This window comes from Luteimonas sp. TWI596 (assembly GCF_039674105.1).
GTDB lineage: Bacteria > Pseudomonadota > Gammaproteobacteria > Xanthomonadales > Xanthomonadaceae > Luteimonas.
This window is the reverse complement of sequence record NZ_JBDJMU010000002.1, coordinates 251,402-269,408: the sequence shown is the minus strand read 5'-3', so window position 1 is coordinate 269,408 and position 18,007 is coordinate 251,402. Positions and strand designations below refer to the sequence as shown.

The 18,007-nt window shown below is 68.4% G+C and carries 9 protein-coding genes; 2 read left to right on the top strand and 7 right to left on the bottom strand.

The annotated features are described in order from the left end of the window. Window positions 1-21 precede the first annotated feature (21 nt). From ABE487_RS02610 to ABE487_RS02600, 3 genes are all read right to left on the bottom strand, one after another. Entirely contained in the window at window positions 22-3,831 is a 3,810-nt protein-coding gene (locus ABE487_RS02610) for a LamG-like jellyroll fold domain-containing protein (RefSeq protein ID WP_346450832.1), read from the bottom strand. A 174-nt stretch (window positions 3,832-4,005) separates the two neighbouring features. Then, the gene (locus tag ABE487_RS02605) at window positions 4,006-7,140 is read right to left on the bottom strand and encodes a TonB-dependent receptor (protein ID WP_346450830.1); all 3,135 of its coding nucleotides are present in this window, start codon (window positions 7,138-7,140) and stop codon (window positions 4,006-4,008) included. Between the two features lie 264 nt (window positions 7,141-7,404). Further along, window positions 7,405-10,182: a TonB-dependent receptor gene (locus ABE487_RS02600; RefSeq protein WP_346450828.1), complete on the bottom strand. Its 2,778-nt coding sequence runs from the start codon at window positions 10,180-10,182 to the stop codon at window positions 7,405-7,407. A gap of 196 nt (window positions 10,183-10,378) precedes the next feature. Here ABE487_RS02600 and ABE487_RS02595 point away from each other — a divergent pair, with 196 nt between their 5' ends. Next, the gene (locus tag ABE487_RS02595; RefSeq protein ID WP_346447298.1) at window positions 10,379-11,404 is read left to right on the top strand and encodes a sugar kinase; all 1,026 of its coding nucleotides are present in this window, start codon (window positions 10,379-10,381) and stop codon (window positions 11,402-11,404) included. Window positions 11,405-11,493: 89 nt separating this feature from the next. On the opposite strand, the gene sppA is transcribed toward ABE487_RS02595, so the two are convergent. Beyond that, window positions 11,494-13,389 carry a signal peptide peptidase SppA gene (gene sppA, locus ABE487_RS02590; RefSeq protein WP_346441657.1) on the bottom strand — a complete coding sequence of 632 codons (1,896 nt, stop codon included), beginning with the start codon at window positions 13,387-13,389 and terminating at the stop codon, window positions 11,494-11,496. 120 nt (window positions 13,390-13,509) lie between these two features. Next, window positions 13,510-14,889, bottom strand: coding sequence for an MATE family efflux transporter (locus tag ABE487_RS02585; protein ID WP_346441658.1), 1,380 nt, complete (start codon window positions 14,887-14,889; stop codon window positions 13,510-13,512). 195 nt (window positions 14,890-15,084) lie between these two features. Here ABE487_RS02585 and ABE487_RS02580 point away from each other — a divergent pair, with 195 nt between their 5' ends. Continuing rightward, window positions 15,085-16,209: a DUF3667 domain-containing protein gene (locus ABE487_RS02580; protein WP_346441659.1), complete on the top strand. Its 1,125-nt coding sequence runs from the start codon at window positions 15,085-15,087 to the stop codon at window positions 16,207-16,209. 13 nt (window positions 16,210-16,222) lie between these two features. On the opposite strand, the gene ABE487_RS02575 is transcribed toward ABE487_RS02580, so the two are convergent. Beyond that, complete coding sequence (locus tag ABE487_RS02575) at window positions 16,223-16,852, bottom strand: DUF3106 domain-containing protein (RefSeq protein ID WP_346441660.1); 630 nt, start codon at window positions 16,850-16,852, stop codon at window positions 16,223-16,225. Then, complete coding sequence (locus ABE487_RS02570; protein WP_346447300.1) at window positions 16,839-17,819, bottom strand: sigma-70 region 4 domain-containing protein; 981 nt, start codon at window positions 17,817-17,819, stop codon at window positions 16,839-16,841. The genes ABE487_RS02575 and ABE487_RS02570 overlap by 14 nt, the downstream gene beginning before the upstream one ends. Between the last annotated feature and the right edge of the window lie 188 nt (window positions 17,820-18,007).

Sequence of the window (18,007 nt, the reverse complement as noted above, 5' to 3'; positions counted from 1 at the left end):
CCCGCACCTGCCGAACGTGCCTCAGCGCACCGGCGCGACGTTGTTCAGCCGCGTGACTTCTTCGGCATCGCCGGGCAAGGCGATCCGCACGCGCGCGCCGTCGGGCAGGCGACCCGGCGGCTGCAGGCGCACAGTGGCCGTGCGCGGACGCAGGTCGCGCGGCGCGGCGAGCGGCGGTAGGTCCGCACGTGCGAGTTCCTGCCCATCCGCCGTTTCAAGAATGGCCACGCCGGCCGGCGCGTCGGCATGGCCGAGACTGTGCACGGTCGCCTCGACCGCCCCGTCGACCACGCGCACATCGCCGCGGCCTATGCCGATGTCCGGACGCGTTTCCACCGGGGTGCCGGCTTCGATGCGCTCGAACTCGAACACCTGGGTCTGGCCGGCCGCGAACGCCAGGTCGACCGACGCACTCGATTCGAGCCGGACCTCACGGATGTGCGCGCGGCCGTCGATGCTCTCGTCGCCGGTGCGGTCCACGCCGCTGACCATCCGCCAACGGCCGGGGGCGACGTTCCAGCCGGTCATCGTCGCGTGCGCGGTGCGCGTGCCGGTGTTGTACGCGACGACCTTGAAGCGTTCGCGCGAAAGCGCGGACACCAGCAACGCGACAGTTTCCGCCTGCGCGTCGTCGGCGAAGCGCCAGCTCACCGTGTGCCCGGGGTAGGTCGTATTGCGCTTGAGCGCGAGTCCGCCCAGCCGCGCGCGTTGCAGGAACTCGCTCGGCGCCTCGACCCGATCCGACCACCAGTGGCCTTCGGTGTTCATGTATTCGCGCTGCGCCTTGGCCTGGATACCGTCGGCATGCAGCGCCTCGAGATAGCGCTTGTCGCCGGTCTGCTGCCAGGCGAACACGCTCTGCACGCCGGTCTCGCCGCTGTCGGCCGATTGCTGCAGGCGCTGCCCCCAGTCCGCGCGCCGGTCGAGCGCGTCGACATAGTTCTCCGCCAGGTTCGACAGACCGGCCGGGCCGCTGCGGTCCACTCGGTACTGCAGCGGACGCAGGTACTTCGCATCCCCGGTCCATCGCCACGCCGCCCAGTACAGGTGCAGGGTATCGGCGCCGCCAGAGCCGTCGAACAGGTCGCCACCGCGTCGCTCGCCAGTCGCCCAGTGAATCTCGTTGGGCAACTGCCAGGCGCCCGCCTCGTCGGTGTAGGCGTGCGCCAGATAGCCATCGGCCAGCTCGGTGATCATCGATCGGCTGGTCGGGTCGGCATTGAACACGCCGAGCACGAAGGCCGGGTGCAGCACCGGGAACGAGTACGGCTTCTGCCACTGCCAGCGCGGTTCCCGATAGACCTTGCGCCCGCCGAACCAGTTGCTCGAGAACAGCCGATGCCCTTGCGGGTTGCGCAGCACGATCTTCTCGTCGAGGTCGCGCACCGTGTCCATCAGCCGGGTCATCGTCAGCGGATCGCCCCAGTTGAGCAGTGCCATCGCGCTGTTGGTGTTGATGCCTTCCTCGTAGGCATGCAGCTCGTCGGTCTCGATCGTCGACAGCCCGCCGGCGAACATGCCGTTGGCATAGGCCGCGTCGGCCAGGGCGGTGATCGAGGCGTTGATCTTGTCGGGCATCACGCCCATCAACGCCAGCCCCGGCCACTGCTGGGACAGGTCGCTGTCGTCGGAGATGCCGCCGCCGAAGTCGCCGAAGGCGACCTGGCGTTCATCGATCCACCATTCGACGAAACGCCGGACCGCCTTGAGGTCCTCGAGCTGGCGGAACGCCCACAGCGGCACGCCGGCCGGCGGCTCGGGCTGCACGAACGGTGGCCGGCCCTGGCTGTTGTAGCTCATGTAGTTCCAGTACAACCGGCCCAGCGCGTGGTCGGGATCGACCCGCAGCAAGTCGCTGATGTCGGCATAGGCGCGCGCGTAGAGCCGCTGGCGCTTGGAGGTGGTGTGCTCCTCGACCAGGAACCCCCAGTTGTCGCGTACCTGGTTGAAGCGGTCGGCGACATGCTCGACCAGCGCCTCGGCGCGCGGTTTGTAGACCATGCGGATCTGCGCGCCATCGAGCGCGGCGGCGTCGAAGCCCGGCGCTGCCGAGGCGATGCTGATCCACAGGCTGTCGTCGCTGAGGATGCGGTCGCGCAAGTCCAGAAACAGCGTGCGCGCCTGGCCCGGACGCACCGAGACCGAGACGTCGATCATGTCGCGCGCCGGCCAGATCGGATCCTTGACGCGGATGTTGAGCGGAATCGCCCCGGTGCCGTCGGCGGTATGCGTGGCCGGCAGGTCGAGCGCAGGCAGGTCGATCGCGATGCCGTCCAGGCCGTCGTACATGTTCTCCCAGCTGTGCGCCCAGCTGCGGATCAATGGCTGCGCGGCCGGCGCATCGCCGATGCCCGAGGGAATCAGCACATGCACCACCGGTTGCCGAGGCGCATCGGCCGACGCCGGCGCGCGCCTGCGATACGCCGCCCGACCGGGCAGCGCGATGACGGTACTGCGTTCCTCCGGCGCGAACCGGCCCTCGATGTCGCCGCGCAGATCGGCGAGATTGGTGTAGTCGACCTCGGCGTCGCTGCGCACCGTGTAGACCTGCCGCACCGAGCCTGCCGGCTCGTCGGCGGCCTCGACGCGATAGGCCCAGATTTCCTGGATCGGCGTCTCCTGGGCGACGTTCTCGAACCGCAGGTGCCCGCCGCGGCGCAGCGGAAGGTCGTCGACGCTGCGCACGATGCCCTGCGGCCGTTCGAACAGCGGCTGCAGGCTGTCCACATTGTCGCCGGCCAGCACACGGCCGTAGGCGGCACCGCGGATCTCGACCCGGTTGACCGGCTCGTCGGGCAGGGTCAGGTCGAGCGCCCGGCCACCCTCGACATAGGTGTTCCAGTCCGGCAGTTGGAAGTAGTCGTCACGCCCGCGCAGCCGCGAGCGGTTGTAGACACCGGGCCAGGTGGTCTCGGCGATGCCGTCGGTGGCCTTCCACATCCACTGTTTGAGATCGCGGGTATCGGCGAACTCGACTTTGCGGATCGACGTGGTCGGCGCGTCGAGCAGCGGCGGCGCCACCCCGTTCTGCCAGCCGTGCCGGAACAACCACGCCGCATGGCGGTCAACGGGCGAGACCGATGTGGTCGGCGTCGCGAACGCGCGCACGGCCTGGACCGCGGCCGCATCGAGCATGCGGTCGTGGATGCGGATGTCGTCGAAATCGCTGCCGCGCAGGAAGTTGTAGCGGCTCTGCACCTGGTGCGGCGCGAGCACGCGCGCTGCCAAGCCAAACTGGTCGAGACCGGCGTCGTAGTCGAAGCCGGCCTGGGCGTTCGCCGGCCGGTCTTCGCGTGCGACCTCATGGCCGTCCACATACAGGCGCACGCCGAGCGTCTCGTCCCAGCCGAAGGCGATGTGGGTCCAGGCGTCGGCGGCCGGGGGCGTGTCCATGCGGAACGACACCCGCGAACGTGCCAGGTTGGTATCGGTCACGAACGCGTCGAAGCCGTGTCCGTTCCAGTCGATGCGCAACCAGGCCATGTCCCAGCTCGAATGGTCGGCATAGCCGACGCGGAAGATCACGAACGGTGCCTCACCGACCGGATCGCGCGCGCGCCAGAAGAAGCTCAGCGTGCCGCGCTGCGCGTCGATGTTGCCCGGCGCGTCCCACGACAGCACGCCATCGTCGTCCCAGGTAATCGCACTGCCGCGCACGCCGTCCTCGACCAGGCGCACCTTGTCCTGGAAGTTGGGGACCGGATCACCGGCAGCGACGTCGGCCACCAGCCCTGCATCGGCCGAGACATGGAACAGCAGCCTGGGCGCCTGCGCATGTGCGGCGGCGGACAGGGCCAACGCACACGCGGCGGCGATGACTCGGATCGACATCGGGTTCAAGCGGTTGCCTCCCTCGACAGATGCGCCGGCCGCAGCCGGCACGTGGACGGATTGTCGGACGATGCCGCCCCGGCCGCACGCCCGCACCAGGCAGGCAGTGCCTCGCGCCGCAGTGGCGCGCAAGGCCAGCGGCGAACGCACCCTCGCGCCCGGCGCAGGGTCGGTTCAGAAGCGATAACGGGCACCGACGTAGTACTGCCGCCCGGTCACCGTGTAGCGGTCGGGCAGCATCAGGTCCGAATCGACATAGCGCCGGTCGGCGGTGTCGAGCAGGTTGATCGCCTCGAACGTCAGGCTGAGCTTGTCGTTGACGCGGTAGGCCATGTTGAAGTCGACGTTGCGCACGCTGTGCTTGCCAGTCACATCGGCCGTGGCGAGCTGGTTGCCGTCCAGGTCCCAGACGTTCTCGCGGCTGAGCACCTCGCCGATGTAGCCGTCGCGGTAGCTGGTGGATATGCGCGCGCTGAAGCGGCCGTCGTCGTAGTACAGCGTGGCGTTGTACGAGTTGGGCGAGAGGTTGACCAACTGGTTCTCGGTCACCTGGGTCACCACCGCGGCATTGCTGTTGGCCGCGGTGCTGAACAGGTACTCGATGTCCGAATCGACGTGGGTGTAGTTCATCTGCACGCCGAAGTTGCGCCAGAACCCGGGCAGGAACGAGAACGGCTGCTGGTAGGTCAGCTCCCAGCCCGTCAGCGGGCCACCCGGCGTGTTGTAGTAGCTCTGCACGTTGAAGATGGTCTCGGGCGTGAAGCCCGGCGGCAGCAGCTCGAGGGCGTAGCCCAGGTCGGCCCACGTGCTCAGCAGGCGGGTGCGCTGCACGTAACTGTCGATGTCCTTGTAGAACACCGCCGCCGACAGCAGGCCCCCTTCGGCAAAGTACCACTCGGCGCTGAGGTCGTAGTTGGTCGAGCGGAACGGATCGAGCTTGGGATTGCCGAGGTTGATCGAGAACACCCGCCCATCGTCGAAGAAATTCGTCGGCCCGCCGCTGACGCTGGGCGACATATAGGTCAAGGTCGGCCTGGCCATGGTCTTGGCGGCGCCCAAGCGCAGCACGACGTTCTCGGCCACGTCCCACGACAGGTTCAGCGACGGCAGCACGTCGGTGTAGCTGTGGCCGACCGTCGTCCCCACCAGCAGACGCTCGCCGGCATCGGCGGTCGCGCTGGCGACGCCGAAGAAACGTTCGCAGTTGGCTTCGCCGCCCGCCGGGCACGGCGCCCAGCCCGAGGCGTCGATCTGGGTCCGGACCACGCGCACACCGACATTGCCGCGCAGCGCGCGCTCGAGCAGGTCGGTGTTGAAATCGAGCTGGCCGTAGACCGCCATGCTGCGCTCGGTGACCTCGAAGTTGTTGTTCGAGGCACCGAAATGGCCGATGCCGGCGAGCCGGAAGTCGCCGCCGGGCACACCATTGTCGGCATTGCTGTAGATATCGAGTAGATCGGCGATGCGATCGAAATCCGGGATCAGCCACGAGGCCGGCATGTTGCCGGAGAGATTCTTGCCGAAGCCGTCGAGCGTGGTGCTCAGATCGCCCAGCGTCACCCCGGCCGGCAGCGCCTGCGGCAGACGTCCGTAGCTGATGTGGCGATATTCCTGGCTGCGCATCTCGTAGTCCTTCCATGCCAGGCCGGTGCGGAAGGTCAGGCTCGGGGTGACGTCGACGGCCAGGTCCACCTTGGCGGTATCGAAGGCGTTCTTCACGTAGCTCGGGTTGAGCCGCACCTCGCTGATGTTGGCGCCGCGCGCGGTGCCGTTGGCGTTCACCGGCACAGCGCCGTAGCCCAGCCACGACCAGGCATCGGCGCTGCTGGTGTCGAACGGGAAGGTCATGCTGGGCATCCGCGCATCGCCGCGCATGTCCAGCACGAAACCGTCGAGATTGGCGTTGTCGAAGCTGACCATCGAGAACACCGGCCGCGCATAGTCGGACACCGAATGGCCGAGCGTGGCGTCCAGGCGGACGGCGTCGTTGAAGCGGTGTTCGAGCTGCAGGCTGAACTGCTTGAACTCGGTCGATTCCTCGATCTGGCTCGACTCGGTACGGAAGTCGACATTGTCGAACACGCCGTAGACCAGACGATTGCGCTCATCGACCTGGGCCTCGCGCACGATGATCTGGGTCTTGCCGCCGAGATTGGCCGCGCGGTGCAGATTGGCGCCGAGCGAATCCTCGCGCTGGTCCTTGTCGAGCTTGGCGTACATCGCATCGAAGCTCAGCAGGGTGTCGTCGCTGATTCGGAACTGAAACGCGCCGGTGACGCCCAGGCGCTCGATCTCGTGCTTGGTGCGGATATAGCGCGGGTAGCGGGGAATCCAAGCGTTGGTCGCGGTCTCATAGGCGTCGATGTTCGCCTGCGAGCCTTCCGGCCGCGGCAGCCCGGTACCGCAATGGGCCGCGTCGATGCCCCAGGTGCCATAGCCGTTATTGCTTTTCGGATTGCCCAGCTCGCCGGACGCGGGATTGCGTGGGGTCTGCGGGTCGTAGCCCACGGGCGAACAGAAGCCGTAGGTGCCGTTGTTGTTGGCGTTGGACTGGTTGGCATTGCGGTGGTTGCCGTGCTCCCAGCGCACCGGGTTGTAGCCTTCCTCGAAGATCGAACGCTCGCTGTAGGATGCCGACAGCAACGCGCCGACCCGGCCGTCGGCCCAGGTGTTGCTGATCAGGCCCGACACGCGCGGGTCGCTTTCCTCCGACAGCTGGTTGTAGCCCAGCTGGCCGCTGGCCGAGGCGCGGAACCCGTCGAAATCGAAGGGGCGCGAGCCGCGCAGGTCGACCGTCGACCCCAGCGAGCCTTCGTCCATCTGCGCCGACTGGGTCTTGTTGACCTTGACCTGGCTGAAGAGCTCGGAGGCGAAGGTGTTGAAGTCGAAACCGCGCGAGCGGTTGACGCCCGCGCTGCCGCTGCCGGCTGTCGCCAGCGCTTCCAGGCCATTGAGGCGCACGCGGGTGAAGTCCGAGCCCAGACCGCGCACGGAGATCCGCTGGCCCTCGCCGCCCTCGCGATCGATCGAGATGCCGGCCACGCGCTGCAGCGACTCGGCCAGATTCTGGTCGGGGAACTTGCCGATGTCCTCGGCGAAGATCGCATCGACCTGCTCGATGCTGTAGCGCTTCTCGTCGAGCGACTTCTGCAGGCTTTCGCGATAGCCGGTGACCGTGACCGCCGCCATGTCGGACACGTGAGTCGGGCCTTCTGCCTGCTGCGCGAAGACCGGCGAAGCCAGTACGAAGGCGATCCCGGCCGCGAGCATGGAAACCGGTGTCTTCAAGCGATCGGTCGTGTCTTGCATGGTCGGGCTCCTCCCCCTGTGTCGCGCGTCGAGCAGATGGACCATCACCGCCCCCGAAATGACACCGCTGGTCATTCGGGCCGGAACGGTAACAGCGCCGACACGGGCGGTGCATCTTGCAGCGCAACAAGCAGGACGTCGGATGCGTGCAACGCGCCTGCCCTGCGCATCGAGCACAGTGCCGCTATTCGTCTGCAAGCCACTGGTCCGCAGACACGAAAACGGGGCGACCCGAAGGCCGCCCCGTCTTGTCGCACAGCAGGATCAGAACTTGTAGCGCAGACCCAGCAGGTACTGGCGGCCGGTCTGGCTGTAGTCGAGCGGCAGGCGGGAGGCTGCACCGATCCAGGTTTCCGAGGGCTCGTTGGTGAGGTTGATGCCTTCCAGGCTCAGTTCGATCTGATCGCTGATCCGGTAGCGCAGCGACGCATCGATCGTCGTGGTCCCATTCTGTCCGTGCACGTCCTCGGTGAAGCCCGCCTCCTGGCCCGGCACCAGGATCAGGTAGTCGTCACGGTTGGTCGCGGACACGCGTCCCGAGAAGCTCTCGCCCTCGTAGAACAATGTCGCGTTCCAGGAGCGCTTCGACGAGCCGAGCAGACGCTCACGCAGCGAGGTCGCGCCGCTCGCCGTGACGTACTGGATGTCGGTGTCGACATAGGTGTAGTTGAGCTGGACGCCGAAGTTGCGCCACACGCCCGGCAGGAACGTGAAGGGCTGGACGTAGTTCGCCTCGAAGCCCTTGAGCGGACCGCCAGGCGTGTTGAGCGGCACGCTGAAGACAAAGTCGTCGTTGACAGTCGCCCCCGTCCCTTCGAGCAGGCTTGCGGGCAGCCCACTGGACGCGTAGCTGCGCACTTCCCGGAACGGTTGAATGGTCGTTTTGAGGTCTTTGTAGAACAGGCCGAGCCCGAGCATCGCGCCTTCGTCGAAATACCATTCGAAGCCCAGATCGGCAGTGTCGGCGCGCACCGGCTCGAGCGTGGGATTGCCGCCGCTGACGGTACGCGCACCACCACTGACGTTGACCGTGACGCCCGGCGTCAACGAACCCAGGCCGGGCCGCGACATCACGCGCGCGGCGCCGAAACGGATCAGGAAGTCCGGCGCGATCTCAGCGACGAGGTTCATCGACGGTAGCGTATCGCTGTACTCGCGCGACACCGTCGAGGTGACCGGGGTGCCGCTGGCGGTTGCGATGCCAGTAGAAGACTGCTTGGTGCGCACGTAACGCACGCCGAAGTTGCCCGAGAACGGAATGTTGCCCAGATCGGTCGAGAACTCGCCCTGCAAGTAAATGCCGCGATCCTGCTCCTCGACGCTGCGTGTATTGACCGCACGCTCAGTCAGCGCGAATGTGCCCTGGCCGCTGTAGATGTCGAAGTAGTCGGCGATACGCGCGTAGCTGGGGATCACCCAGCGTCCGGGCGAACCGCCTATGCCGCTCAGAGTACCGGTGCTGGTGAGATCGGAAGGCACGATCTGGCTGCCATCGGCGAACGCCGGAACGGCGCCTTCTGATTTCCGTCGCAGTTCGCGAGTCGAGAACGTGTAGTCCTTGGCCTGCACACCGCCCTTGAGGCGGAAGCCCGGACTGATGTTCCAGTTGAAGTCGATCTGCGCGTTGTCGAACTTGTTCTCGACGTACTGCGGCCGCAGGCGTATTTCGGCGAGCGTCCAGCCGGCGGGATCGAGCGGATCAATGCCGTAGCTCAGCACCGGCCGGTAGGGATTGCCGCGGTAGTCGTAGCTGTACCCGTCGACATCAAGCTTGTCCATGATGATGGTGGTCTGGATCGGATTCTCATGTTCGGATTTCGACGTTCCGATCCTTCCCGACAGCGTGAAGTCGTCGGTGACGGCGAACTTGCCGTCCAAGGTGAGCTGAGTGAAGACAGTATTCCATTCGTCGTGGCGGCTCTCGGAACGGATGTCGACATTGTCGAACTGACCGTAGATCAGCGCGCCGCGGTCATCGACGACGCCGTCGCGAACGATCGTCTGCGGCTTGCCAGCACGGCTGCGACTGAACGAGATTGCCTCGATGTACTTTTCGTCGCGCACAGCGTCAATCTTCGAGTACAGGCCATCGAGCGCGAACTCCAGGCGATCGGTGGGTTTGAACTGCAGCGACGCCGTCACGCCGGTGCGCTTCTGGTCGTGCTCCATCAAGGTGTAACGCGGGAAGCGCGGATGATAGACGTCGCTTCGACACGCGTCCGGGAACGGCGAGGTGTTGATCGGATTCGTCGCCGTGGGACATCCATTGAAGCCGCCATTGCTCGGCCCGTTGGCCCAGCGTCCGGTGCCACTGCCTTCCTCCAGCGTCTGACGCTCGCTATAAGCGACCGAAAGCAAGGCGCCGAAACGACCGTCGGCCCAGGTATTGGCGATCAGGCCGGCGACCCGCGGGTCGGCCTTCGCCGCCATGTCGCTGTAGCTCGCCTGACCGCTGGCGACGACGGTGAGGCCGTCGTAGTCGAAAGGGCGCGCGGTACGCAAGTCGACCGTCGCACCGAGTGAGCCCTCTTCCACGTCCGCCGACGCGGTCTTGCGCACGATCAGCTGCGAGAACAGATCGGAGGCGAACACGTTGAAGTCGAAGCCGCGTCCACGGTTGGCGCCGCCGCTCTGGTCGGATCCGCCGACGGTCGTCAGCGCTTCCATGCCATTGATGCGCACGCGCGTGAAGTCAGGGCCCAGCCCGCGCACGGTGATCTGTCGGCCTTCGCCCGCGTCACGCGCAATCACCACACCGGGAATGCGCTGCAGCGATTCGGCGAGATTGAGATCCGGGAACTTGCCGATGTCCTCGGCGACGATCGCATCGACCACGCCGGCCTCGCCGCGCTTGATGTCGAGCGCCTTTTCCACGCTTGCGCGGTAGCCGACCACCCGCACCGTATCGAGTTCGGCGGCCTGATCGTCAGTACCGGTGGCCTGCTGCGCGAGCACCGGGAAAGCGGCCGCCTGGAGCGCCAGCGCGATGCCGGTCGCCAACAAGGTAACCGGTGTCTTTTTTGAATCGACCCACTGCCTCATACGTCCCCTCCCAGGGTGCCCGGTGCATGGTGTGGCGCGGCTTGACTGCATCGTCGCGCTTGCTAATGTGGTGACGGCGCCCAAATGACACCGCGGGCCAAACGCTATCAGAACACTGTCAGCGACGCATGCTGCGGCGCGACAGACTCACCCCCGGCCAGCGCGCGGCGCCGGCCCATCCCACAGGGCATCACGCATGGGCAAGCGCATCCTCTGTTTTGGCGAACTGCTGCTGCGCCTTGGCGCGCCGGGGCGCGAGCTGCTGCTGCAGAGCCGGCAACTGCAGGTTCATGTCGGCGGCGCGGAAGCCAATGTCGCGGTCTCGCTCGCCCGGTTCGGGCACGACAGCGCATTCGCCGGGACCGTCGCAGACAACGCGCTCGGCGATGGCGCGCTGGGCGAGTTGCGCCGACACGGCGTCGACGTGTCGCGCGTGCGTCGGGTGCCGGGTCGCATGGGGCTGTACTTCCTGGCGACCGGCGCGGGTCTGCGCCCCAGCGATGTCGTCTACGACCGCGCCGACTCGGCGTTCGCGCGCGCAGCCGCCGAGACCTACGCCTGGCCATCGCTGTTGGACGGCATCGACTGCCTGCATGTGTCCGGCGTGACCGCCGCGGTCGGCCCGGCCAGCGCGCAGGCCGCCGCCGAGGCCGTCCGTGCCGCGCGGCCATGCGGCGCGCTGGTGTCGTTCGACGGCAACTTCCGCCCGAAGCTGTGGGCCACCTGGAACGACCGGCCGGCGCCGCTGCTCCATGCCCTGATCGCCGAGGCCGACATCGCCTTCATCGACCATCGCGACGTCGACCTGATCCTGGGTCCGAAGACCGACGAGGCGGGCCTGCCGGCGGCCGAGCGCACCATCGCCGCCGCCGCGCGTGCGTTCGCGGCCTTCCCTCACCTGCAGCGGATCGCCTGCACCCAGCGCGACGTGCGCAACGTCGACACGCACATGCTCGGCGCCCTGCTCGTGCGCCGGGACGGCGCGGTCCACCGACTCGACCCGCTGCCGGTCGACGGCATCGTCGACCGCATCGGCGGCGGCGACGCCTTCGCCGCCGGCGTGTTGCACGGCGTGCTGTCGGGCATGGCTGACGCGCAGGCCCTGGCATTCGGCCTGGGCGCCGCGCGCCTCAAGCACAGTGTCCCCGGCGACTTCAACCTCGTCGGCGCGGACGACGTCGCAGCCCTCGTGGACAGCGGCCGCCTGGACGTGCGCCGCTGAAAAGAACCGGGGTCAGAAAAAACCGGGGGCAGAGTGCAAATTCAAAAAGAATTGCACTCTGACCCCGGTTTGGCTTTGCGCGTGACGGGCTAGAGTTCGCAGAAGCAGTAGGCGACGGCCTTCACCGGCTTGCCGGGCACCGGCGTCATCACGCTCTCGAGCAGGCGCAGGTCCTGTTCGGCCCGCGGCGCGGCGCGCGACAGCAGCCCGCGCGCGAGGTCGCTGTGGCCGAACAGCAGGCTACCGGCGCGGCCGCTGACCAGGCCGGTCAGGAACCGCCCAAACGGCGTTGCGGTCTTCTCGATGTAGCGCACGCGCCAGCGGTCGGCACCGAGTTCGGCGAGTTCGGCCGCCTTGGCGATCGCGGTGCGCAGGCCGCCGAGTTCGTCGACCAGGCCGCGGTCGAGCGCCTGGGTGCCACTCCACACGCGGCCGCGTGCGACGGTGTCGATCTCCTCGCTGCTGCGGCCGCGCGCCTCGCCGACCTTGCCGATGAAGTTGCGGTAGCCGCGGTCGATGATCGCCTGAATCGCCTGCCCGGCCTCGGGCTGCAGCTCGCGCGACAGATCGAAGGCGCCGGCGAAGCGGGTCGTGCCCACGCCGTCGGTGCGCACACCGATCTTCTCGAGCGTGCGCGGGAACGTCGGCACCAGCGCGAAGATGCCGATCGAGCCGGTGATGGTCGAGGCATCGGCATAGATGCGGTCGGCGTTCATGCTGATCCAGTAGCCGCCCGATGCCGCAACATCGCCCATCGACACGACCACCGGCTTGCCCTCGGCCTTGAGCGCGTCGACTTCGCGGCGGATCTGCTCGGAGGCGAACACCTCGCCACCGCCGGAGTCCACGCGCAGCACGACCGCCTTGACGTGCTCGTCCTCGCGCGCCTCGCGCAGCAGCGCCGAGGTCGACTCACCGCCGATCGTGCCCGGGGGCTGCTCGCCGCCGGTGATGCCGCCCTCGGCGACGACCACCGCAACCTGCGCACGCCGGTCGGTGGCGCGCGGCTCGACATGGGCCAGGAAATCGCGCATCGCAATCTGGCGGAACCCGCCGTCGGCATCGTCGTCGGCGACGCCGCGCTCGGCCAGCAACTGCTCGACTTCCTCGAAGGTCTTGAGCCCGTCCACGTAGCCATGGTCGAGCGCGTACTGGGCGAGGTCGCCCTGCGCCGCAGCGATGCCGGCCGGCAAGGTCTCGATCTCGGCGTTGATCGCCTCGGACGTCAGCCCGCGCGCCTTGGCGATGTCGGCCACGTGCCGCTGCCAGATGTCGTTCATCCAGTACAGGTCGGCTTCCTTCGACTCGGGCGACGCGCCGTCGAGAATGAAGGGCTCGGCCGCGGACTTGTACTCGCCGACCTTGAACAAGTGCATGTCCACCGAGAGCTTGTCGGCCAGCGCTTCGCGGTAGTACTGGCGATAGCCGCTCAGGCCTTCGAGCATCATGCCGCCCTCGGGATCGAGATAGACCTCGTCGGCCTGCGCGGCGAGCAGGTACTGCTGCTGGCCGAAGTACTCGCCGAATGCGACCACTTGCTTGCCGGCCGCGCGCAGTTCGGCCAGCGCCTCGGCGATCTCGCGCATCGACGCATAGCCCGAGAACGTCAACCGGTCGGTCCGCAGCAGCACGCGCTCGATCCGATCGTCCTGCTTGGCGGCCTCGAGCGCGCGCAGCACGTCGCGCAGTTGCACTTCCCCGCTGCCACCGCCGCCGCTTTCGGCCAGCGCGCGCGTCAGCGGATCGCTTCGGTACTGCTCCACCAACGCGCCCTCGGGCGCGATCACCAGCGTCGTGCGGTCGAGCAACGGCGCCTGCCGCGAGCCGCCACCCACGATCGCCAGCAGCACCAGCAGTGCGAACAGGAACAACAGACCGAAGAACAGCAGGTTCAAGATCAGCCTGCGGATGAAGTTCATGCCGTCCCAGAGACCGACGATGAAGCGCGCCAACGGCGCGCGCGGGGGCTGCACAACGGTACTCATGCTCGATACGACTCCATTAGAAAAGGGCCCGGATCCGCTGCCGGTGTGGGCAATGCCACGCACGCTCCGGTCCACCGCGGCAGACTACCCGGGCAGCCGGCCGAATGCATGCGCCGGTGGTCACTGTGACAGCCGAGACGCCAACGGCGTCGTCACGCGCCGGCTGGTGCGCAGGAACCGGCCGCCCAGCAGCACCGCGGCCACTGACAGGCCGGCGATCAGTCCGATCCACATGCCTTTCGGTCCCCAGCCCAGGCCAAGGCCCAGGCCCGCACCCAGCGCCATGCCCACGCCCCAGTAGGCCGCGGCAGCCAGGAACATCGGCACCCGGGTGTCCTTGAGGCCGCGCAGCGCGCCGGCCGACAACGCCTGGATGCCGTCGGGAAACTGGAACGCCGCGGCGTAGAGCAGCAGTGCGCCGGCCAGCGACGCGACCGCGGCATCCTGGGTATAGGCGCGGACCACGTGGTCGTGGCCCAACAGCAGGGCGATGCCGGAGATAGTCTGGGTCGCCAGCACCAGGGCCAGCCCCGCGAACCCGGCGCGGCGCACGCCGGCGCTGCCGAGCCCGCGACCGATCGCATTGCCCACACGCACCGTGGTCGCCTCGGCCAGCCCGAACGGCACCATGAAGCACAGGGCGGCGACATTGATGGCGATCTGGTGCGCCGCGGCCTCGATCTCGCCGAGCCGGCCGATCAACAGCGCGGTCACCACGAACAGGCTGCCCTCCATTGTGACCGTCACCCCGATCGGCAGCCCGGTCCGCAGCAGCGGACCGATCTTCGACCAGCGCGGCGGATCGAACCGCGAGAACAGCGCGTAGCGGGCGAAGCGCCTGGACACCGCCAGATACGTCGCAAAGCCCAGCGCCTGCAGCCACATCATGATCGCCGAAGCCAGGCCCAGGCCGCCGGCGCCACGTTCGGGGAACGGCCCCCAGCCGAACGCAAGTGCGTAGCCGGTCGGCACCAGCACCAGCAGCCCGCCGAAGCCGAACAGCATCGTCGGCAGGGTCCAGTGGATGCCGTCGCTCAGATAGCGCATGCAGAAATACAGCGTCAGCGCCGGCACGCCCCAGCGAATGCCGTGTAGGAACGCGGTCGCGCCAGGCACGATATCCGGCGCGATGCCGAGCGGCCCCAGCGCGTTGGCCAACAGCGTCAGCAGAACCAGCAGCAATGCGCCCAACCCGGCGGCCAGCCACAGGGCCTGCCGGAACAGCGGCCCGACCTCGGCGTGGCGCCCTTCGCCGTCGAGCTGCGACACCGAGGGCGGCACGGCCATCAAGGTGCCCATGGGCACCATCAGCGGCAGCCAGAAAATCGCCGTCCCGACCGCGACGGCCGCCAGCGTGTTGGTGCCGTGGTGACCGGCGATCACCGAATCGACGAAGCCGATCAGGCCGGTGGCCACGTGACCGGCAACCAGGGGGGCGGCAAGGAGAGCCGTATGACGCACTTCGTGACCGAAGCGCGGGATGGCGGGCGGGGAGGACATAAGACCGACTCTGGCGACTGCGGCCGCGCGTACGAAACCGATGCGTGCGCTGGCGCCGGGGCGCGCAAGTCCGCTATTTTACGGGTATCGCGCATCGCCCGGGGGAACGGCCATCGGCCGGCGGGCTGCCGCGCAATCGCGACCGCGCGCTCCCGTCGCGCGCTTCGTCCGCCGCCACACCAGCCGGTGCGTCCCATGCCTCATGCCCACGCGCGCGATTCGGCGCCCACTGCCTGCGAGAACTGCGCGGCCCCGCTGCAGGGCGCGTTCTGCCACCGCTGCGGCCAGTCCACCCACAGCCCGGTCCGCCACGCCAGCCATGCGATCGAGGAGGTGTTCGAATCGTTCTGGCATCTTGATGGACGCATCTTCCGGACTGTGCGAGACCTGTTGGTGCCGGGCCGTATCGCGACGCGCTACCTGGCCGGGCAGCGGGTGCGCTATGTCGCGCCGATGCGGCTGTTCGTGATCCTCACGCTACTGACCTTCTTCGTCGCCAAGTTTCTCGTCGATGGCGCGACGTTCGACATCGCAGCAGACAGCCTCGACCGCGAGACGCGTGGGCGTATCGCCGCGGCAACGACCGTCGCCGAGGTCGTACGGGTGCGCGACGATGTGCTCGCCGACCTGGAAGAGGCCCGCCTCGTCACCGGCGCGATCCCTGGCGCCGGGCCGCAGCTTGACGGGGTCGAGGCACTGCTCCGCCAGCAGGCGCAGGCGCGGATCGACGCGCTCGGCGCAGGCGCCGAAGCAGACGCAGGCCCCGCGGTCAGCGCGGCCCAAGGCGAGGCGGTGGGCCGCGATGCGACACCTGCCCCACGCAGGCCGGCGCCGCCGATCATCGGCGGACCGCTTGGCGAACGCATCGAACGCAACCTCGGCCGCATGCGCGACGACCCCGGCGTCTTCAGTCGTGCGCTGCTCGGCGCTGCGCCGACGACGCTGTTCATCCTGGTCCCGTTGTTCGCGCTTCTGCTCAAGCTGTTCTACATATTCCAGCGCCGGCTGTACCTGGAGCATGTCGTCATCGCGCTCTACAGCCACGCGGCGCTGATGCTCGGCCTGCTGCTGGTGTTCTGCTGCGCCCTCGCTGGCAACTGGCTTTCGCCCCAGATGGGCTGGGCGGCGCGTGCGCTCGCCTGGGCGCAGACACTATTGCTGTGCTCGCTGCCGCTGTACTTGCTGGCGATGCAGAAACGCGTCTATGGCCAGTCGTGGCCGTGGACGCTGGTCAAGTTTGCGGCGATTGGCCAGATGTACGTCGTGCTGTTCATGAGCGTGGCGATCCCGATGGCCGGCTACGCGCTGTACGCGGCCTGAGCGCCGGGGGCGCTCAGGGCGACACGCGGGCGCGCAACCAAGCGTCGCGCTCGGGCGCCGGCACCGCCAGCCACTGGCGCCGCAGGGCATCGCGATCCTGGGGCGGCGTGCGTTGCGCCAGCAGCGTCAGATCGGCCAGCGCCTGAGGGGACGCCGCCCGCAACGCCGCGATCGCAGGCGCACGCTGGGCATCGGGCATCGCCGCAAACAGCGGATGCAACCGCGGCCACGCGGCTCCCAGGGTCGGGCCGAGCAGCCAGCCCCGGCGCAGGCCCAGGTCCAACTGCTCGAAGCGTAGGCGCAGCGCTTGCCGCTCGTCTTCGGGCAGGCTGTCGAAATAGGTGGCCGCCTGCTGCAACCGCGCGCGCTCGGCGTCGGGCAGGTCGGACACCGCCTCGAATGCCAGGCGACGGCGCGCGCGTTCAGCCGCCGGCAACGCCGCCCAGGCCGCTTGCCGTGCCGCCAGCGCCTCGCGCTCGGCAGCCGACATCGTGGCCAGCCGCGCCGCCCGCTCGGTCAGCCGGGCCCGGTCCCCGTCAGGCAGCCGCTCGAGCGGCAAGGCAGCCGGCAATGCCAAAGCGCTGCCAGCCAGTAGCAGCAATGGCGCACCGAGCAGGCGCAATGCGCGTTCACAGCTCCGCATCGCTGGTCTCCGGTTCGCCATCGTCATCGGTCTGGACGGGCTGCAGATGGGCATCGGCGGTCTCGTCCTGGGGTAGATCGCGCTGCGCCGCCAGCCAGGCGAAGAACGCCGGGTCGGCTTGCCATCCGGCGTCAGCGTCCTGGGCCAACAGCAGTTCGAAGTCCCGCTCGGTCACCAGCGCGGCCTGGGCGTCGTAGCGTGCGGCCGGCGCACTGTCGGCCAGCGCCTCGATGCGGATCTCTTCGTCGACCAGGCCACCGCGCAACGTCCCGATCCAGGTGGCAGCCAGCGCCAGCATCGTCGCCAAGGCCACCGCGGCCATCACCGGCCAGAGCCAGCGCGGGCGACGCACCACCGATTGCGTTGCATCCGGCTGCACGTCGGCCGCACCACGCACCACCGGGTAGCGCCGCAGCGTCGGCGCGCGCCCGCGCAGCGCCGCCTCGCGCAGGGCGGCCAGCCGTGCGAGACGGTCGGGCGGCAAGGTGCGGATGCCGGATTGAACGGTCGCGGCCAGCGCGCGCCATGCCGCGACATCGGGGCTGCCATCGTCGCCGCGCGGCAAGGCCCGCTGCAGGCCAAGCCGATAGGTCGCGCGCGACACGCCGAGCACCGCAGCCGCCTCGTGTTCGGGCAAGCCGGCCGCCAGCCGCAACAGCACGACGACGCGCGGACCGCCGGGCAGGCGGTCCAGCGCCGGCAATCCGTCGCCTGCGCTGCCGGCCCGGGGCGCGCGCAGCGCCGGAGCGGCCAGCAACAACGACCAGAAACGACGTGGCCAGTCGGCGAACGGCACCGTGGTGGCGCCCCGGACGAACTCGGCCATCGTCGCGGCCACCGCGGCATCGCCGGTGTCCAGATCGCCGCATTGCCACTGCGCGAACATCGCCGCGCGCCGCTCCACGCCACGCAGGAATGCGGCGGCGGCAGGCGGATTGCCGGGGACGGACGACGAAGACGGACGCATCGGGAAGGACGGTTCGGGCCGGGCATCATAGCTTCCACGCCGATGCAGGCGAGTCTTGACAAGCGCGATCGCGCTTTCCACAGGCGCCGGACACGCGCCGACGTTGTGCACAGGACTCACGAAGCTGTCATTTGGCTGAAGTCAACCGGCATCGCCCCCCTCATGACCGAAATGTTTCACGGCCAAGC